This window comes from Caballeronia sp. M23-90 (assembly GCF_053574605.1).
Window position 1 is genome coordinate 1 of record NZ_JBSIPA010000082.1, and the last position, 19,042, is coordinate 19,042.

11 protein-coding genes and 3 pseudogenes are annotated in these 19,042 nt (G+C 56.5%); 7 read left to right on the forward strand and 7 right to left on the reverse strand.

Annotated features, from left to right (window positions below; genetic code table 11):
- Positions 1-128, reverse strand: a pseudogene (locus ACRXB1_RS11170) (EAL domain-containing protein); the annotation flags it as partial.
- 127 nt (positions 129-255) lie between these two features.
- Here ACRXB1_RS11170 and ACRXB1_RS11175 point away from each other — a divergent pair.
- Together ACRXB1_RS11175 and ACRXB1_RS11180 are read left to right on the forward strand one after the other, a co-directional pair.
- Entirely contained in the window at positions 256-4,878 is a 4,623-nt protein-coding gene (locus tag ACRXB1_RS11175; RefSeq protein ID WP_449492038.1) for a Tc toxin subunit A-related protein, read from the forward strand.
- Between the two features lie 413 nt (positions 4,879-5,291).
- Positions 5,292-5,558 (forward strand): cupin domain-containing protein, encoded by a 267-nt coding sequence (locus ACRXB1_RS11180; protein ID WP_449492039.1) that lies wholly within the window; start codon positions 5,292-5,294, stop codon positions 5,556-5,558.
- Positions 5,559-6,151: 593 nt separating this feature from the next.
- Here ACRXB1_RS11180 and ACRXB1_RS11185 read toward each other — a convergent pair.
- Both ACRXB1_RS11185 and ACRXB1_RS11190 read right to left on the reverse strand, forming a co-directional pair.
- Positions 6,152-6,523: an MOSC domain-containing protein gene (locus ACRXB1_RS11185; RefSeq protein WP_449492029.1), complete on the reverse strand. Its 372-nt coding sequence runs from the start codon at positions 6,521-6,523 to the stop codon at positions 6,152-6,154.
- A 161-nt stretch (positions 6,524-6,684) separates the two neighbouring features.
- Positions 6,685-8,213, reverse strand: a pseudogene (locus tag ACRXB1_RS11190) (phage integrase family protein); the annotation flags it as partial.
- A 166-nt stretch (positions 8,214-8,379) separates the two neighbouring features.
- Here ACRXB1_RS11190 and ACRXB1_RS11195 point away from each other — a divergent pair.
- From ACRXB1_RS11195 to ACRXB1_RS11205, 3 genes are read left to right on the forward strand one after another with little or no spacing between them, the layout of a single operon-like run.
- The gene (locus ACRXB1_RS11195) at positions 8,380-9,012 is read left to right on the forward strand and encodes a hypothetical protein (protein ID WP_449492030.1); all 633 of its coding nucleotides are present in this window, start codon (positions 8,380-8,382) and stop codon (positions 9,010-9,012) included.
- Entirely contained in the window at positions 9,009-11,018 is a 2,010-nt protein-coding gene (locus ACRXB1_RS11200; RefSeq protein WP_449492031.1) for an integrase, read from the forward strand. The genes ACRXB1_RS11195 and ACRXB1_RS11200 overlap by 4 nt, the downstream gene beginning before the upstream one ends.
- A 26-nt stretch (positions 11,019-11,044) precedes the next feature.
- The gene (locus ACRXB1_RS11205) at positions 11,045-12,022 is read left to right on the forward strand and encodes an AAA family ATPase (protein WP_449492032.1); all 978 of its coding nucleotides are present in this window, start codon (positions 11,045-11,047) and stop codon (positions 12,020-12,022) included.
- 842 nt (positions 12,023-12,864) lie between these two features.
- Here the strand turns inward: ACRXB1_RS11205 and ACRXB1_RS11210 are convergent.
- Positions 12,865-13,372 (reverse strand): annotated as a pseudogene (locus tag ACRXB1_RS11210) (IS3 family transposase); the annotation flags it as partial.
- Positions 13,373-14,035: 663 nt separating this feature from the next.
- Here ACRXB1_RS11210 and ACRXB1_RS11215 point away from each other — a divergent pair.
- Together ACRXB1_RS11215 and ACRXB1_RS11220 are read left to right on the forward strand one after the other, a co-directional pair.
- Positions 14,036-14,698 carry a response regulator gene (locus tag ACRXB1_RS11215; RefSeq protein WP_449492033.1) on the forward strand — a complete coding sequence of 221 codons (663 nt, stop codon included), beginning with the start codon at positions 14,036-14,038 and terminating at the stop codon, positions 14,696-14,698.
- Positions 14,674-15,999: an ATP-binding protein gene (locus ACRXB1_RS11220; protein ID WP_449492034.1), complete on the forward strand. Its 1,326-nt coding sequence runs from the start codon at positions 14,674-14,676 to the stop codon at positions 15,997-15,999. The genes ACRXB1_RS11215 and ACRXB1_RS11220 overlap by 25 nt, the downstream gene beginning before the upstream one ends.
- Positions 16,000-16,062: 63 nt before the next feature.
- Here ACRXB1_RS11220 and ACRXB1_RS11225 read toward each other — a convergent pair whose 3' ends face one another.
- The 3 genes from ACRXB1_RS11225 to ACRXB1_RS11235 form a co-directional block, all read right to left on the reverse strand.
- Entirely contained in the window at positions 16,063-17,193 is a 1,131-nt protein-coding gene (locus tag ACRXB1_RS11225; RefSeq protein ID WP_449492035.1) for a VIT1/CCC1 transporter family protein, read from the reverse strand.
- Positions 17,194-17,619: 426 nt separating this feature from the next.
- Positions 17,620-17,952, reverse strand: a complete 333-nt coding sequence (locus ACRXB1_RS11230; RefSeq protein WP_449492036.1) for a hypothetical protein — start codon at positions 17,950-17,952, stop codon at positions 17,620-17,622.
- 727 nt (positions 17,953-18,679) lie between these two features.
- On the reverse strand, positions 18,680-19,042 hold a 363-nt coding region (locus tag ACRXB1_RS11235), incomplete at its 5' end, for a transposase (protein ID WP_449492037.1).

Below are 19,042 nucleotides of genomic sequence, written 5' to 3' on the forward strand. Positions count from 1 at the left end.
TAGCCTTCCTCCTGCCACGCCTTGTTTTGCCGGCACGCTTCGCGCAATACCCACTCGGCCAATGGCCCGATCAGCCCGCATTCTTCCGCGATGGGAATGAACGAATTCGGCGATACCAGCCCGAACTGGGACGCGACCGCTATCGCCAGTCTGATCGGGCCAGCGCACTACAACATCGCTTCAGTTGCCAGCTTCAGTGATGAACGCAACCTGTTGCGGCTCAGGAAAGCGTTCGAAATAGCGGGGCGCACCGGCATGGATGTCGACCGCCTGTTCGACTGGGCCGATCCGGGCAGCGGCTTCTGGAATTGTCATGCGATCGCGGAGGCGGTGCGCCGTGCGCTGCAGGCACGCTACGTGCCCACGCAATGGGACGCCGTCATCAAGCCGCTCAACGACGGACTCCGCGAAAACCGCAAGCAGGCGTTGATCGCCTATCTGCTGCCACAGCAGCCGCTGGTCGACTGGGGGGTGATCGACGCGGACAGTCTGTTCGAGTTTCTCCTCATCGATGTGCAGATGGGCACGTGCATGGAGACCTCGCGAATCAAGCAGGGCATCGCCTCCGTTCAGCAGTTTGTGACGCGCTGCATGATGGGACTGGAAGCGCCAAACGTGCCGATCGCCGCGCTCGACCGCGGGCGCTGGGAATGGATGAAGGAGGAGTCGTCCTGGGAGCTGAATCGGCGTACCTTCGTTTACCCCGAGATCAGCCTTCAGGAATCGTTGCGCGACGACAAAAGCCCGTTCTATGTAAATCTCGAATCGGCGTTGCTGCAGAAGGACGTCGATCCGGACATGATCGAATCGGCGCTGCACACTTATCTCTTCGAACTCGACACCGTGGCGAACATGGCCGTCGTCGGCTTGTACGTCCAGTCAAGCGGCAATGGCAGACCGGCCGTGCTGCACATTTTCGGACAGACCCGCAACACGCCGGACAGCCTCTACTACCGTACGTTTTCCTGTCCGGACGATTCGTTCTCGACCGGCGACTGGAGCGCGTGGACACCGATGCAGGTGCAAGTCACCCGCTATTCGACATCGCCCGATTCGTCGTCGGCGACGCTCAGCGGCGTCTACCTCGCGCCGGTCGTGTGGGACGGCCGGCTGCTGGTGTTTTTCCCGGAGTTCACGAAGAAGTCAGTACCGGACAACGCCACGCAATCGGCCAAGTTCGACGATATGCATGGGCGCACAATCGGCTCGGCGCGATCCAGTGACTACTGGGAGATCAAGCTGGCGTGGAGCGAATTGCGCGACGGCAAGTGGACGCAGAAGCAGGTGAGTACGGATCAGGTGCTGCATTGCATTCTCACGACGCCCGGCAACCCGACGCAAGGCCCCGCGCTGAGCTCGACTCCGCCGTTAGGAGATGGAAGTGGCGGGAGCGCGACGTCGTCGGTGACGGATATCTCGAAGTATCTGTTTCTGCCGAGCGTGCTCGCCGAAAGCGTTGCCCCTCCGCAAGATGCCAGCGTCGCGATCGATGTCGCTTACGCAGCCCCCGCCGAGTCCGCTTCTAGCGGATCAGCAGTCGCGTCATTTGCACGTTTTGTCTTCACGGGAAATGAAGTCCACACGACAAAGATCAGCGGCGCGACCTTGCAAACGAACACGAGCGACAGGTGGCAATTCCAGTATTTCAATCAGAGCGTAAGCAGCAGTTCGGTTATCCAGCGTCTTTATCCGCTCCAGTCAGACGGCTCGGGCAAGCCGGTCCGATTCGACCTTGCGCCCTATGTCAATCTGACGTCGCGCGGATGCATCCTTGAGTTGGGTACCGCGCACGGGGCCATGCTCTTTTACCCGCCAGCACACGGACTCGTCAGCGCAAGCGCGACGGAAGATCTTCCCGGCCTGTATCAGTCCTTTCACACGGCTACGACCGTTAATCCGGGCGTCGTCGACGTTTCCTTCGGTGCGACGGGCACTGCGTCATCCCCCAGCTACAGTGAACTAAAGGGCCCGTACGCGTTGTACAACTGGGAACTGGGCTTTCACGCACCGATGGCGCTGATCGACAAGATGTCGAGCGCGCAGCAGTTCGACGCCGCGTTGAACCTGTTTCGGCTCATCTTCGATCCGTCCTCCGAGGCCACCGACCCGCAGCGTGTCTGGCAGTTTCCTCCATTCAAGCTGATCAACCCGCAGGCGACGCTCGAGGCCAAGCTGGAATCGCTGCTACCGAACACGCCGGATACGGACGTGCAAGCCTGGCGCGACGCGCCGTTCGAACCGCACGTCGTCGCGCGCGCTCGGCCGACCGCTTACATGAAATGGACCGTGCTCCAGTACGTGCAGTTGCTGATCGACTATGGCGACTCGTACTTCCGGCTAAACACGCTCGAAAGCGTGCCGCTCGCGATTCAATGCTATGTGTGGGCGTCGCATATCCTGGGTCCGCGTCCGCAGGTGATTCCGAAGCGCGGCACGATTCTGCCGGAGACATACTGCTCGCTGCTGGACAAATGGGACGCCTTCAGTGACGCGATGGTCGAACTGGAGTTGGTCTTTCCCTTCAGCAACCAGACGACCCAGCCGGTCGTCAGCAGCAATCATGTCGTTGGCCTGCCCAATATCTTCGGATTCGCAACCTCGCTGTATTTCGGCATTCCGCCCAATGCGCGCCTGACGTCACTGCGAGCGTTGATTGACAATCGCCTCAACAACATCCGTCATTGTCGCGACATCAACGGTGTGTTCCGGCGTCTGCCGTTGTTCGATTTTTCGCTCGACGAAGACTTGCTTGCGCAGGCACAAGAAGAAGGCCTGACCGTCTCGACGACCCTCGACGACCTGCTGGCGCCGGTGCCCAATTATCGCTTTAACTATCTGCTGCAAAAAGCTTACGCGTTCGCGGGCGAGGTCAAGGCGATGGGCGCGGCCTATGTGGCGGCACGCGAGAAGGGCGACGCCGAAGGACTCGCCGCGCTGCGCGCCGCACACGAAGCGACCTTGCTACAACTGGTGCTCGGCGTGAAGCAGCGTCAGCTCGACGAGGCGAATCAGGCGCTGGCTGCCTTGCAGCAAAACCGTATGGCTCCGGTCGCGCGCTTGCAGCATTATCTGCGGTTGATCGGCGGCGACTTGAGTCAGGTGCCGACGCCCGATGACGACTTTGCGCAGATCGACGATCCGATCGAGACGCCTATCGCCGATAGCGGCCTCGTGCTCAGTCCGTACGAGCAGCAGGAGATGAGCGCGGCTGCCGCTGCGGCGGTCGTGCATGCGGACGTGGGGATGCTCGAGAGCATGAGCTCGGCGTTGAGCATCATTCCGGAGCTAGGCACTAACGTCTCCCCGTTCGGGATTGGCATCTCACTCCAGTTCGGCGGGCGCGAGCTGAGTGCGATCGTGCAGTCGATCGCGCGCAGACAACAGGTCCTCGCCGACATCCTTTCCTATGACTCCGCCAACGCGGGACGAAAGGGCGGCTATCTGCGGCAACTACAGGATCGCGTGCTTCAGGCCAACACGGCCGGGCTGGAGATAAAGAGCATCGACAAACAGATACTCACGCAGAACATCCGCATCGACATTGCCACCAAAGAGATCACAAGCCAGAAACAGCAGGTCGCGGATGCTCAGGCGATCGTCGATTATCTGAGCAACAAGTACACGAACCAGCAACTCTACACATGGATGGACAGCGCGCTGCGCGCGTTGCACTATCAGGTGTATCTTCTCGCGTACGACATGGCGTGTCGCGCCGAAGCGGTATTTCGTTTTGAGCGGGCTCCAGCCGGCGCGCCTTTTTTGGCGAACGGCTATTGGGATGCGTCGCACGACGGCGTGCTGGCGGGCGAAACGCTCGAAATGGCGCTGCGACAGATGGAGGCGGCGTATGTGGCCAACCGGCCTTACGACTTCGAGGTCACGCGGCCCCCAGTGTGGCTGCGCGAGATCGATCCGCTCGCATTGGTGGAGTTGCGCGCGACGGGCACCTGTGAGTTTTCGTTGCAAGAGTTCCAGTTCGATCGCGATTCGCCCGGGCACTACATGCGCCGGATCAAGACGCTCGGCGTCGACATTCCCTGTGTAGTCGGGCCAGGCATCAGCCTAAGTGGCACGCTGACGCTGTTGCAACATCGGTTTCGAGTGAATACCCAGGACGGCCAGAACGGGTATGCCGAAATTCCTGGCGATCCCAGGTTCACGACGCTCAATGTACCGATCGATGCCATCGCAATCTGCAGCGGACAGAACGAACATGGCGCATTCGAGTTGACCTTTAATGGAGAGCGCTACCTGCCGTTCGAGGGGGCGGGCGCCATCAGCCGCTGGCGCCTCGAGTTGCCGCCGGACTTCCGGCCATTCGACTACGACACGATTTCGGATGTCGGTTTGCGTTTGCAATACACTGCATGCGACGGCGGCGCGCACTTCAAGAGCCTGGCAATGCAGCATTTCGGGAGCTATGTGGCCGGCGTGGCGGAAGCCTTCGGATCGCGCGACGGCCTGTTTGCTGCATTCGAACTCGCGCGCGATTTTCCGGAGGAGTGGTATCGAGGCACGCAGCCAGACTCGAACGGCGTGCGTCAGTTCATGATCGACAGTCTCGCGGAGCGGTTGCCGCATGCGTGGCGCTACGCGCGAGGCATGCCGCGGCCGCCGGCGAACATCGTCGGCACCGACGCATGGTTCGTCTACGATTCGACCGTGCCGTTGCAGCCCGGAACGCCAGTTTTCGCCGGTTCTATCGTGTTCCAGGCCGACTCGTCGATACTGCCGGGGGCTACCACCATGACCGTCGAAGCCGCGAATGCCCTCAGCACGACATCGGATCAATGGAAGTTCGGGTTTGTGTTTTCGGGTGCTCCGGCTACAGCTAGCCAACGTCGAGCGTGGCTAATTTTGCGTTATGTGGTGAGTTGAATCGTGGGCGAGACGGACGTGGAAACGGATGATGCGCGTCACTTCGACGGAAACTTGTTTAGGTTGCCGGAGGCTCCAGATCGAACATTCGGGAACATTGCGAATGATCGCGTTGAGCTCGCGGGCTCGTACGCGATAGGTCGATGCTGATCATCGGAGCTTACACTGGTTAGCGAGAAAACAAACGTTGAGAACAGCGAAGCTAATGATGTCGAGGAACACGGCGCGAAATTAAAAAGCGAAACTATAGAACGATCGGATTTTTCAACAAAGCTTCAGTAACGAGGTGCCCATTGGAAACCGACCTATTCCCAGTTGTTCAGTTGCCTAACACCCCGAACCACCTTGCACCGGATGGATCTGAGATACGACTCCTTCCGAATTTAGCCGGCGGCGGACTGTGTCATTGCACTTTGCCTTCCTGCAAAACATCCGCTGCCATCTTCCACAAAAATGTGGAAGAGATCTGGTACGTCTTGAGCGGTGAAGGCGAGATTTGGAGGGAGCTTGGCGAAAGGAAGAGTGTCACTCCACTATGCATCGGAACGGCGCTTACAATCCCGCAACGCACGCGTTTTCAGTTCCGTAATACGGGAGTGCAGCCTTTGTGTATTCTTATCGTTACCATGCCGCTATGGCCGGGTCCTGAAGAGGCTGTCCCAGTTTCCGGCGTATGGTAAGGAGCGATTCCATCCGGCGAAAGTAGGTGTTCGGTAGCACGAGTCTTGTCGTTCGCCGAAGGCAACGTTGACCTTGATCGTACTTTTGGGATGGCGGTCATATATCCGAGACGATTTATCGGCTCGTATGGCCAGTATCGTTGTTCTTCGCGTATTACGGCCAATACTGCTGCCCTAACTCCTAATCGTGGAGCGCTCGTTTTTGCGCTGGCATCAAAGATGGTCCGGGAGCGGAATTTGAGTGGCTGCTCAACGTTCACAAAGGGACATTGGTCTCAAAGTAGGTCGACCGTCACAAGCGGGTCGATTACGGCCAATCATAGAAACGGGTGGCACAAAGCCGGCCTAAAAACTCTACTAACGGTCTGGTCGGCTGGTATCTGCATCATAGGACAATGGACGTGCCGGCAGCGGCGGTTTGTCATCAAAGACCAGGCAATGTGATTGGGCTAGACGAGAGAGAGGCGGAGAAGGGCTTTCGCGTCGCGGAGTGCTGAGCCTGTCAGCAAATCAAAAATTGTCTACTCCGTTCGACGTTGCTGCACACAAGTTGATGAGCGCGAGTACGCCACTCCGAGCGAGCGGTTGGGGGATCACTCGTCGATGCGCACAATGGCGTCGCCTACACCGATGCGGCCCCACGCAAGCACCTTCGCCGTTATACCCCCAAAACCTCGCGTGGCGTTATATCCTCCAACGCCAAGCGTTTCCTCAAGGCGCGAGCAGGGATGACACTCGCCTGTCATCTCCAGCACCGCATCACCGATGCGGAACTTCCAGTCTTTCAACGCCATTAGATTGATGCCGCGCGTCACCAGATTGCGACGGAGCATTTCTGGCGCGACCGTCTCAAGCCCAAGGTGACTTGCGATGGCCACGAGACTCTCAGCCTGGATGAGCGTGACTTGTCGTCTTCCTGCATCGCGACTGTAGTGATCGCCTTCCAGCCCGACGTGCGTGTCCAAGACGGCTTCGTCGACCGGGCACATGGCCAAACGCCGCTCGGGCCGCACGCCGATCCAAATGAGCACACCTGACTTGACGGGCGCATTAAAGAGCCGGGCGAGTGAAGACTGTGGGTTGAGCGGCATAAAATGGGGTAGGCGTCGAATTGGAGTGAAGCGGACTAGGCCGCCTTAAATGCATCCCGGAACTGTCGAGCTCGTTCAACCTCGTCGCTGTGCAAATAGGTCGACGTCGTCGTTATAGACGCATGACGCAGGTTATCCCGAACTGAGGTCAGTTGCGCGCCGCGTGTAAGCGCATGGGTCGCGTGCGTGTGCCGCATCCAGTGCGGCCCAGCCAGTCGCAGTTTTACCGCGAACGCCGGTTTCTCGGCCTCGATGAGGGCCGCTGTCGTCTCAAAAAACCGTTTCATAATTGCCCACAGCCTCACGGTGCTCAGCCCTTGGCGATCGCTTTCATTCAGGCCGGCAATCAACGCGGTCCCCGGTGTCCAGCGCTCGGGCGAGACGGGTAAACCGCGCTCCACCAGATAGCGCTCCAGCGCCCTGCGAGCGAGAGGCGGAAGCGCGACTTTCCCCGCTTTCTGGCCCTTGCCGACAAGTTCAACCCAATGATCTCCCTGTGCATCGGTGCGGATGTCTTTGAGCGTCACGTTCACAAGTTCGCTGGCGCGCAACCCTGTGGCATATCCAAAATCCAGCACAAAGCGCAACCGCTGGGCTGCTGCAGGTTTCCAGCCATACGACCACTCGAGCCCGTCGGCAATGGTCCGCAACAGTTGCCATTCGCCTTCGGTGAATGCGTGCGACGCATCGAGCGCGGCGCGCTCCGTACCTTTCACCTTGACGCCAGAAAACGGGTTCGCGAGCACATACCGTTGCTCGATCAGCCATCGGTACAGCGCGCCCAGCACCATCAGCGAATAGGCCACCGAGCGCGGCGCCAGGTTGCCCGTGAAGGGCCGCCACTGAGGTGACGTACGAGCGCGCGTCGGACCGATCCATCGATCACGGGGCGTGGGCCTGCGCAAAAACGCGCGATAAGCAATGGCATCTTCGGTGGATAAAGACGAGAGCGCCCGGCCTCGTTCGACGATCGCCCAGAGAATCAGGCGTTCGGCTTCTTTCCGATAGGCCCGTTGGGTCGAGGGCGACTCGTGCAGCGACAACCACGTTTGCACTGCGTCATAGTCATTGTTTGCGTCGAGCGCGCAGCTTTCTCGCGGCGCTCTGAAGACGCCACATGATCCGTCGATTTCGTGCGGAAGTCGCACGTTCTCCCACGGAACCACGATGGGCGACGCCGTGGACTCGATTAATGCGCGGGCGCGATCGGTGAGCGCCGGGTGGGCGGCAAAGAACGCTTCAATCTGTTTGGCGCTGGCTTGTCCGAGCTTGGGAATGGCTGTCCACCATTGCTTGCGCCGCGGGATGCGAAGCGTGAGTTCGGCGAGCGTCGTGATGCCGTGAGCGTGAAGCGCGTGGACAGCGCGAGGCGGCAACCAGCGGGCAATGTCGTCAGTGATCGAAGGTATCGCCACAGTTGCGACCCGAAGGGCCTCAATGCCTTTGGCAACAAGCCGTGCGTGTTTGACGCGTCAGCCGCGCGGTGATCGAAGAGTTTGGCAAGGTCGTCGCGATGGCGGGCGAGGGCACAGCGCACGAGTTGGCGCCGAATCGTAGGCAGAATTAAATGTGTCACTACTCGCGATCCGTTCGATCGCAGCTCCACGATCCATGAGTGACATCTTTGCTCGCAGTCCGAACGAAATAAATCCGTCAATTCGCATAAGTCCGCATTAAATTCGCCACCTCACATCCTAAACTTCGAATCCCATGCGTAAGGGACTGATCTTATGGAACATTCCTTATCAGAAACCTCGCCTGTCGCGATTGCCCGGCCACGAGGTGCGCCGCGTTTCGAAGCGTTCAGCCCAAAGCTGGGAAGGCGAGTGTGCTTCTATCGTAGAGCCGTTCTCGAGCAGTGGTTATTGATTGAGGCGGACCCAGCTGCAGTCGCGTTCTGCGAGCGACCGGGCTATGTCCAAACAAAAGAACGTAAGTACTTGGTGGACTTTTGGGTTCGATACGCTGATCGACAAGAACTAATCTTCGTCATTGAGACGGACGACGAAGAGCGGGATAAGCATTGGCGGGATGAGCTGGGTGAGTCATCAATCCCCATTCGATGCGTCCCGAGGATTGAACTCATTGCGTTACGCGCCTGGATCGACAATTGGCAACGCATGCTTCCTTGCATCATCGCAACCCGCGGACTTATAGCGCCAACGATGCATGCAGCGATCGAGCGGTTTGTTAAGCAACCTCAGACGCTCATAACCATTGAACGTGAGTTCTCAAATGGTGATCTGATTGTCGCGCGGGCTGCGGTGTTTGGTCTTCTGCACCAAGGACGCGTTAGCGCATCTGAGCTGCACACCCAGCCGTTGTCATTCCTGACGCACTTCCATGCGGTGGGTGCAAGATGAACCGCCGCAAACCCGAGCTACAAGAAATCGATCTGGCGACGTGGCCGACCGTCGCGGACACCGATTTCGATCCTGTCAAACGCGCAGTGTTTGAAGCGAGGCGGGATGCGGTCGAACGGTGCGTGCGCGGCCAGTCGCTTACAACTATTGAGGAAGCTACCGGCATCAATCGCCGTCAGTTGTATCGCTCGCTTCAACACGCCCTCGCACCGCACTGCGATGGTCGTCTGTTCGGCTACCGTGGTTTAATAAAAAATGTGAGAACAGCTGAATACACTCGCGTGAAGGCAGTGCGTATCCATGGCGATCGGGGCAGTTGTGGCGCCTCAGGCGCACTAACACAGCTGTTCGAGCGCTACCCGAGCCTTGTCCAATGGCTGCGGCTGCAGATTAAACAGCGCCGCGTACTGCTCTATCAGATTAACACCGACGGTAGATTGCGCATCCGCCTTGTAGGACTTCAATCGCTACACGAAGATTTCCTCCGGCAGTGTCGCACGGTGGGGCTGACCGCTGCGGACTATCCATTCAATACTGCTAGTCGCGCTATTCGTTCAATTTCGCAGTCTGTGAGAACTGAGATGCTGCGCAGTTTCGGAACGGCTGCTCGCTCTGCAGGTGCTTCCCATCTGAAAGGGCTACCGTCGACTGATCGACAAGCGGGCGCTCTCGCAGCTACGCGCCCGTACCAGGTAGTTGAGTTTGACGGGCACCGGTTGGATCTCAGGTTGAAGGTCGTCATGCGCGATCCGCTAGGGTTTGAGCATGAGTTCGAAATCGAGCGTGTGTGGTTGTTGGTGCTGATTGACGTGTGCACCCGAGCGGTAATTGGCTATCACGTGGTCATGGGACGGGAATACAGTCGCTATGACGTGATAAAAACCATCGAAAACGCGCTCGAACCCCACCGAGCGCGAACGTTCACGATAGCAGGACTGAGTTACGAAGCGCATGGAGGGTTCCCATCGCAGCGATTGCCGGAGCTCGCTTATGCAATCTGGGAACAGATTAAGCTGGATAACGCTAAGGCCAACCTGGCGAGCGACACATTGAAAGCGTTGTGCGAGTTTGTCGGTTGCCTAGTCGACGCTGGTCCACGACATAGCCCTGACGAACGCCCTTACATCGAGCGCTTCTTCGGTACGATCGCTAGCCGGTTGTCGTCCCGTCTCCCCGGTTACACAGGATCCCATCCGCGTGACCTACGGCGTACCTTGGCCGACCCAAAAAGCAACCTACGCCTCTTCGTTTCCTTTGACGAACTTGAAGAGCTGGTCGAGTATGCAATCTCAAAGTACAACGGCACACCCCATGGTGGCCTGAACCATGCAACACCGCTCGAGGCCATGGATTTGTTTGTGAGAGGACGACAATCTCTCGTGACATGGCTTCCGGAATACCACAGGCGCACGTTGTGCCTCATGCAATCGGCCCGTCGATGCAGCGTACGTGGTTACCTCCAGCAAGGTGTTCGTCCCCATATAAATCTGTATGGCGTTCGCTATACAAGCGAGCTCCTCGCGACCAGCCCGCATTTGCTCGGCCAGAAGCTTCTTGTGTACATGAACGCCGATGATCTTCGATGTGTGCGCGCGTTTCTCTCCGATGGCAGCGATCTGGGCAAGCTTGACGCCCAGGGCGCGTGGTGTGTCTTTCCGCACAACCTGAAGCTCCGGCAGGAGATCAACAAACTGAAGGGGCAGGGGCGTTGCCCAACGGTTGTTGGTCTCAATCCTATCGAGTCTTACATCCAAGAGAAGTTTGCTGGAGCGAAGAAAACACGTAAAGGTGCAACGGAATATGCGCGTGCGGTCAGAATGCTCGCATCAGCACCAACAGTTCGTACGCCAACCGGACCTGGGCGTCCTGCTCAGTCCGATCTCGGAAAGAAAAATCCCGACTCGCAATCTGGCGAGCAGTCGCATCAGTCTAGCTCCGTGTCACGTGACGCGAAGTCTCCAGCTCGGCCCCGCAAGCTCGACATTGGGGCAGGTCACGTCTTCTAATTGCACGCTCGGAAAGGGGATTTCCCATGTCGATCGAAATGCCGCGGCCCATCGAACCGTCGTTGCATCCTCTTTACACCGGAAATTACCGGATCGCCACGCCAGCAATTCAGGAATTCTATGATCTCGTGATCCGATGTTTGCACTACCGGATTACAGGGGCGCTTATCTACGGCCCCTCGCGGATAGGGAAAACGCGTTCTATCGAATATCTTCGACTTCTTCTCGCGCGAAACTACCCGAAGCTGACGTCTTATCATGCGCAGTGCGAGCACAAACCGCGGCACGCCGAGGGGCCGTTCTTTGCGAATCTGCTGGAGGCCGTTGGAGATCCGGACCCTAACGCTGGCTCGAACACTTCCAAGCGCATGCGGCTGTCGTTGAGAATTCGGGAGGCGGCTACACGGGCGGGAAGCGGCACGGTGCTCCTCTTCTGCGACGAGGCGCAGCGATACAACGAGAATGAGTATGAGTGGTTGCGAGACGTCCACGACGCGCTCGATCGCCAACAAATCAAGTTGTTCACATTCTTGGTCGGGCAACAGGAGTTGCTGGCGCAAAAGACGAGTTTGCAGATGGCACAAAAGACACAGATCGTTGCTCGACTAATGGTGGAAGATCTTTGCTTTTATGGTATCCGCAACGCGGAGGAGCTGGCAACATGTTTGGATGGTTACGATCGAACGGCTTTTCCGGAGGGAACGCAGTGGACGTTCACCCGCTTTTGTTTGCCGCAGGCGTTCGACGCTGGCTACCGGCTCGTGGCTGACGCGGATCTGCTATGGGATACATTCGAAGCAGCGCACGGCAACGCAAACCTGCCAGGGAAGCTGGAACTCCCGATGGAATCATTCGTACGGGCTGTCGAGATCACGCTCAAGGAAAGCGAGCTCAAAGATTCCTCGCAATATAGACCGGAGTCGGACTTGTGGAAGTACGCAGTTCAACGCTGCGGTTACGTTCAATCCCGCCATGCCACCGGTCGAATCCTCGTCGCTGCTTGATCGGTGGCCTCCCGGTCCGTCGGAGTTCCCGATATTGACGCTCGACGAGCGAACTCTTGTACCGGCGCTTGGCTATATATTTAGGGCAGAGTGGGTCGATCCCTTTGAGTCGCTCATCTCAATCTTGTGGAAATTCAAGAAAGCGAACTCGCTGCCGGGACACGTCGTCGCGCGCTTGATGGGTCCAGAAACAGATCCGTATGAAGGTGTCGTGGCATATGCCAACGCTGCAAACGTTCAGCGGCTACGTGAAACGCTGAAGCTATCATCGAAGACGCTCCACGCTGCGATGGCGCCGTCATCGAGCGGATCAAGATGTTGCCAGTCCTTTCGATATTGTGTCGCTTGCGTGGGCCGTGGGTACCACAGCCTACTTCATCAATCACCCGGCCTTAGTGTGTGCCCGGCGCACCGCACGCGTATTCTTGCGGCTTGCCGTCGATGCAGATATGAAGCGCCATATATCGTGCGAGCTGAGTTGCTGGAGACTCCTTATCGTTGTGCCAACTGTCGCTGGAACTACGGGGGACCAGGCTTCAGTCTCAATCAGCACTTTCCAATGCGGCAAGAGCATCGGACTGCGTTCACGCGGCTCTACCATCAACGATTCTTTTGCTGAACAGGCCGATGTGATCCAGCTATCACGGACCGAGAATCTGATGTTCAAGTCGCTGCGGAGGATTAGCGGTTATGGGACATAGGAGGCGCTCGAGAACTGGAGACACATTTTCTTCGCAGCTGTGAGTCCCATGCGAGTAGGGATTCGCGGCGAAAGCACCGCGCGGGAGGCTTGAAGTGACGGATTTACATTTACAACAGTGACGGTTTTAGTTTCGCCTACGCTTCTTCTTGCGTTTCACGGATGTTGGAACCTCTCGACCGAGTAGCTGATTCTTCCAGTTGTATGGCATCGGCCTGCTCACGCCTGCTTTCTGAGTAACCACGCGTGCGCTTCCTTCTCTGGCGCACAATTCGATGACTGTCGCCCGTTTCACCGCACGCGATTTCGAAACGGAGCCAGCTACTCAGCCGGCAAGGCATTTTCGGATTTCGCGGCATAGTTCGTCAATCCAGGTTGTAAGCGTCCTGCGACTCGGAACGCCCAGAGCCCTCAGGGTTGCCCTGGCACAAGGGTCATGGCTCAGATAATGATCGACAGCAGCCTGCTTCTGTTCGGCCGGATTCCTCGGCGTGGACGAACATAACCAGTTCTTAAATCATGACACTGTTCGTATTCACGATGCCAAGCCTTCAGGGAATTCTTTGTCGGGTAACCCGGCTTCCCGACTGTCGCCTTGATGCATTTCCCAACTTCAGCTAGAGCCAAACCGCTTGAACGCGGTTTTCGTACGGGACATGGACTACCTACAGGCAGCCCAACATTTCGTCCGCACCCCCTCATATGACGTAGACAATAAGTTTCCCAACTATCTGCACCGACCGTATCGCGCTCGAATTGTGACTACGCCCGAAGCAACGCAGATCAGGACATACGGGACACGCTTCTGGTCCACCTGAGCTAGATATCGACCTGTGGGGGAAGCTGTGGATTGATATGGTCACCGTCGCCGCGCTAAGTCCTTCCTAAGTCTTGTAGAAGAAACTCTATTCCGTTAGATGTTTGTCGATCTTTAACGAGCTGCATATGAGATTGTTCTGCATATCCAGATTTGGCACGCGTCTTCAACGCTAACGTAATTGGGCGAGCGATTGCCATTTTCTGTAGTCGGCTGCATAGATTGGTGATTGTCCAGCCTATACGCGTAATAGCTTGTGTTATCCGTGCGGGGCGATTAAGCCGTACATTCAGTGATGCATACAGTTCTCATTCGTGTCTCTTTAGTGGCGACATTGATGTCCGGTTAAACATGGCGTGATGGAGATACTAGAAGATGAAAATCTCCTCACACGCGTCCAGCCGTCGGACCTGGGAGTTAGTTGTCCCCGATGCAAGAGCAGGTTAGTCGGCATCGAATAATGGTCAACAGATGCCTCTAAGAAGGATGTCTGCACATGAGAGTGCTGCTAGTCGAGGAAGACAGGACGATAGGGGAGTCCATGCAAGATGCTCTCAACGTTGCTGGCTATGGCGTCGATTGGATGCTCGACGGCGAGTCCGCGTTATCCGGATTTGGTACCTGCACCTACGACCTTGTACTGCTGGACTTAGGCTTGCCCAAAAAAAGCGGGACTGCAGTTTTGAGCGAGATCCGCGGCCGGAACGCCCAAGTTCCCATCTTGATCGTAAGCGCACGCGATGCTCTTGAGGATCGTGTGAAGGGGCTCGACGAAGGTGCGGACGACTACATACTTAAGCCTTTCGAGATGGGTGAAGTTTTAGCGAGGATCCGAGCAGTGATGCGTCGTCGTGGCGGGCATGTGGCGCCCATCATGACAAACGGAATCATCAGCCTTGATCCGACCACTCGCGAAGCCAGCCGGGGCGAGATGCATACACGATTATCTGGCAAAGAATTCGCCTTGTTGCGTGCACTTATGATGCGACCCGGTGCGATCCTGTCACGCGCTGAGATAGAGGACCGTCTCTATGATTGGAACCAGGAGATCGAAAGCAACGTTGTGGAGTTCATCATTCATTCGATCCGCAGAAAGCTAGGTGTTGACGCGATCAAAAATGTCAGAGGCGTGGGATGGATGGTTTCCAAGGAGCAGTAAGTCAGTCACTGCGTGTTCGCCTGTCGGTTTGGCTCGCACTTACGATTGTCATCCTCGCTACTTTCGGCGCATGCTTGTCCTATAGTTTGGCGTTGCATGAAGCCAACCAGTTGCAGGATAGTCAACTCAAGCAGGTCGCTTCGTTGATCACGGCGAGCAACCTGCCGGCAATGGAGGCTGGATCTCAGCGATATATTCCCGACAGCGAGCCTCGGGCGAAAATTGTGGTGAAGACTTTAAGCGAAGGGCAGGAGGCTTTCAGTGTTCCCAAGCTGATTTCCGATGGTCTCCATACCGTCAGTATTGGGGACGAACGCTGGAGGCTCTTCGTCAGGCCGCTTACCCCGACGACGCGAATTGTTGTTGCGCAGGAAACTGCAGACCGGACAGAGATCGCGCGCAACAATGCGCTCGGCACTCTGATTCCGTTCGCGGTTCTGGTTCCTATGTTGGTTGTGATCGTTGCTTTTTTGATCCGGCAGATGTTTCGGCCGTTGATGCAACTATCGGCCGAGCTGGATTCACGCTCAGAGCACGACATCTCAGCGCTTGGTTCTTCGCCCAAGGGATATATGCCTGTTGAGATTCTGCCCTTCGTTAAAGCAATTGACCGACTGCTCCGTCGTGCTTCAGAGAATGCCGAATTGCAACGGCGGTTCATTGCAGATGCTGCGCACGAGTTGCGTTCGCCTCTTACCGCGTTATCGCTACAGGCGGAGCGACTAAGCACATCGGAGATGTCCCAGCAGGCACGTGAGCGCCTTGACACAATGCGCGCTGGATTGGCTCGTACACGTGCGCTTCAGGAACAGCTTTTGACATTGGCTCGAGTTCAGGACGATGGCAATCAAATTGCGGCAAAGACGTCGATAAGCAAAGTATTTAGGCAGGTTATTGAAGACCTGTTGCCATTGGCGGAGCAAAAAGGGGTAGACCTAGGTGTAGTTGGAGAGCATGACGCCTTCGTCTCGGTCGGCGAGCCAGATTTGGTGACGCTCGTAAAAAACCTCGTTGACAACGCGATCCGATACACACCGTCCGGTGGGCGGGTTGATTTGGGAATTATAACGGATCGTGGCGTACTGCAAATTCAAGTCGATGATACGGGACCAGGGATACCAGAAAGAGAACGAGAACGCGTGTTCGACCGCTTCTATCGTGTACTTGGCACGGAACAAAGCGGCTCGGGCCTTGGATTGTCCATCGTGCAATCGATCGCGACGAAAGTGGGTGCGAAGCTAATGTTAGCTACCGCCGGCCAAACCGGCTTGCGTGTGACCGTGACATTTTTGATCAGCTAAGCGACAAGTTGTGTCGGCTAAACTATTCTCAGCCGGGAAATATTTCGCTAATACATCGCTCATTCACGATAGCGACACGCCCAGCAAGTGACCAACACCAAATGTGAATGCGGCGGCAACAAGTCCAATGCCGACCTGTCGTACAGCCGAAAACATCGCGCTACGTCCATTAAACAAAGACGTGAAGACGCCGATTGCGGCAAGCCCGATCGTACTGGCCACGACAGACTGAACCACGCTACTCGTCCCTTGCGCCCATAAGAAAGGCATCGCCGGAAAGATGGCGCCGAGCGAAAACAGACAAAATGACACGCCTGCCGCCGACCACGGGTTTCCACCCAACTCAGCCGGGTCTAGACCGAGTTCTTCTCTCGTCAACGTATCAAGCGCCTTATCCTTGTCACGCATCATCTGGGAAGCAACCCTTTTCGCTTCGTCTGCATCGAGACCTTTCGATCGATATATCAGTGACAGTTCATGTTCTTCAGATTCGGGGGAATGCTCAAGTTCGTCAGCTTCTTTTGCAATCTGGGTCGTCGCCAATTCCCGCGCGTTGGTCACGGACAACCATTCACCGAGCGCCATCGAGCAAGCTCCCGCGACCAGTCCGGCGAAGGCGGTTAGAAGAATGGCTTTGTTGCCCGTGCCAGCACCCGCCACGCCCATGATCAGACAGAAATTAGAAACCAGTCCATCATTTGCACCCAGCACTGCAGCGCGTAAGTCGTTACCAGACGAAACTCCCTTATGCCAAGATTCGGCCGACGCGATCTGCGCTCCTTTCGACATTTTCTTAGCATCGTCTCCTTGGGCCATAGCCTGAACAACGTTCGCGTGATGATGTTCATCGGCTGACATCTGACCGGCATCCGGTTGGCCGAAATATTTGTCGCGATCTGCGTACTCTGCAGCAGCAAGCGTGGGCAGGACAAACGATACGCCGAACAGGTGAATGGCACCCCGCATGATGCGCGTTTTAATACTCAATCTCCCGGACGACACTTGAGCCCCGTTCGCCTTTAGTTTAGCGGCCCATACCTTCGCGTGCTCGCGCTCTGACGTGGCGAGTTCGGCAAAAACCGCTTTCCTGGTGTCGTCCTTTTCGACCTTCGTTAAGGTCTCGTAGAGTGCCGCACTGTGAAGTTCGTCTGCAAGGTTAGCGCGGAAGCGCTTTAGTTCTTGATGTGATGCCATTGCATGACCCCTCTATGCGCAGTTAATAGTATGCGAGCATACCGCGCAAATTTGGTAGTTCGGTTAATCCCACAAAGACCGGCGTAAGCACGAATACCAACCGTTCTCATCACTCTTTCGAACGTTTATGGACGAAGGCAACGACAGCGCATCGGATGCGATCTTGAAGCTAAAGTGTTGAACATAACGAAGTCGTGTTGTAATTTGCGTTCGTTCGCGTTGCTATGTCACACTTTCGCGCTAAGCAAAGCACTCGGTCTCAGCGCAAGCAACGCTTTTCAGAAGAGAGTAGTAGGAAGTAATGATCGGCGGTTCAGCACTTGATTTAGAGAGTAGCCAAAAAAACGTCCAATGAGATCATACTTAATGGTAGCACGTGAGAGTCTCGGCCTTCATGACCGAAACGGATTAAACTTGGGTTGGGAGCTACTCGGAACCCTGGCCGAGCAACTCGGGATGCAACTGGATATGCAAGAGCACAAACCACCTTTTTGGACATGTTGCGACGATGAAAGTAATTTGAGGGGGATCCCCTTGCAAAAGAACGTGGCGTTTTGCAACCGCTTCGCCAAACGCTTTCGCAGCGTCGACCAAAATCCATCGCTGCGTAAGGGCGAGCGTGATACAGGCAAAAATCGCAAAGGGGATCGCAGGCACATTAGTGCCTACTGCATTGACCAGGATGGAAATGATGAACGTCGTCACTTGCGTGACAAGGGCCGCAACCAGTAACACTAATAATCGCGCTTTAAACCGCATCGTCGAGTGCGCTCATGAGCTCGTATGCAAGCACTTTTCGGCAAAGGAGCGTGATTCCAATTTGCTTTCATGTAAGGGTAGCGCGTAATACTTAGCCGATACTTAGAAACGGTCATGTACTGGGAAGGACCATGTTTGCATCGAACCAGGGTTCAGCATTCGACTGCTGCGCCGATAACTCATAAGTATCACTGATATCCCATTTCGGAAGGACGGTTCAATGACTCCCGCAATTTGGACCTCAGCTAGTGTATCAACGATACCAACGGCCCCCGCCGCTCCGGGGCAAGTCGCCTCGCGCGGGCATGACAGTGACGGTGACAACGATGGAAGCACTTCTGCGCCTGTCGCCAATCATTCCGTTACGCCGAAACTCACAACTTCGGGGCTCGTTGGTGCTTTGATTATTACGAAAGCTTAAAAGGCGAGCGATTGACCTCGAGTCCGAGGTGTGACATTACTGTTTGGTATGGGTAGTTAAGTTAAGCCGCACGACTGAGGTTGCTCTTCAAACACCTTCAGTGCGCCGAATCCAGATAGGCCAACATCATGAACAACGCAACACTGAATTAACATCTAACAGGCCGTTGAAGTACCCGTCGCTGATGCATTCGGGCGCATTACGCTGGGTTGTGGGTTCGCACGTTTTTAACGCAAAATATGTTTGCGAGCATTCGACGTTGCTCGCGGATTCACGATATCGTGTTGCTCATTGCCTCCTCGCCCCTCAATCCGCGAGTGTGCGCATACGCGTTAAGTTGTAGCCGACTTGCGTCAGCACGAAGAGCTGATCTACGCGCTCAAGTCCCCGATACATGACCTGGCGAATTCGACCAACTGTCTTGCCCCATCCGAATACCTGCTCAATGCGCTTACGTTTTTGCTGGCTGACGGCGTATCCTGGCCAGCGCGTAGTTCGCTCGTCAATCGCTGAACCTCCGGGACGTCCATCGTTTTGCGCCACATGCGGCGTGACGCAATTCGCGCGACAACTGGCGACGAAGCCGGTGGTGTCGTAGTTCTTGTCCGCGCCCACCGTGATGCCGAGCGGCGCAACACTCGCGGCATCGGCGAGCATCAGCTCCGCCGA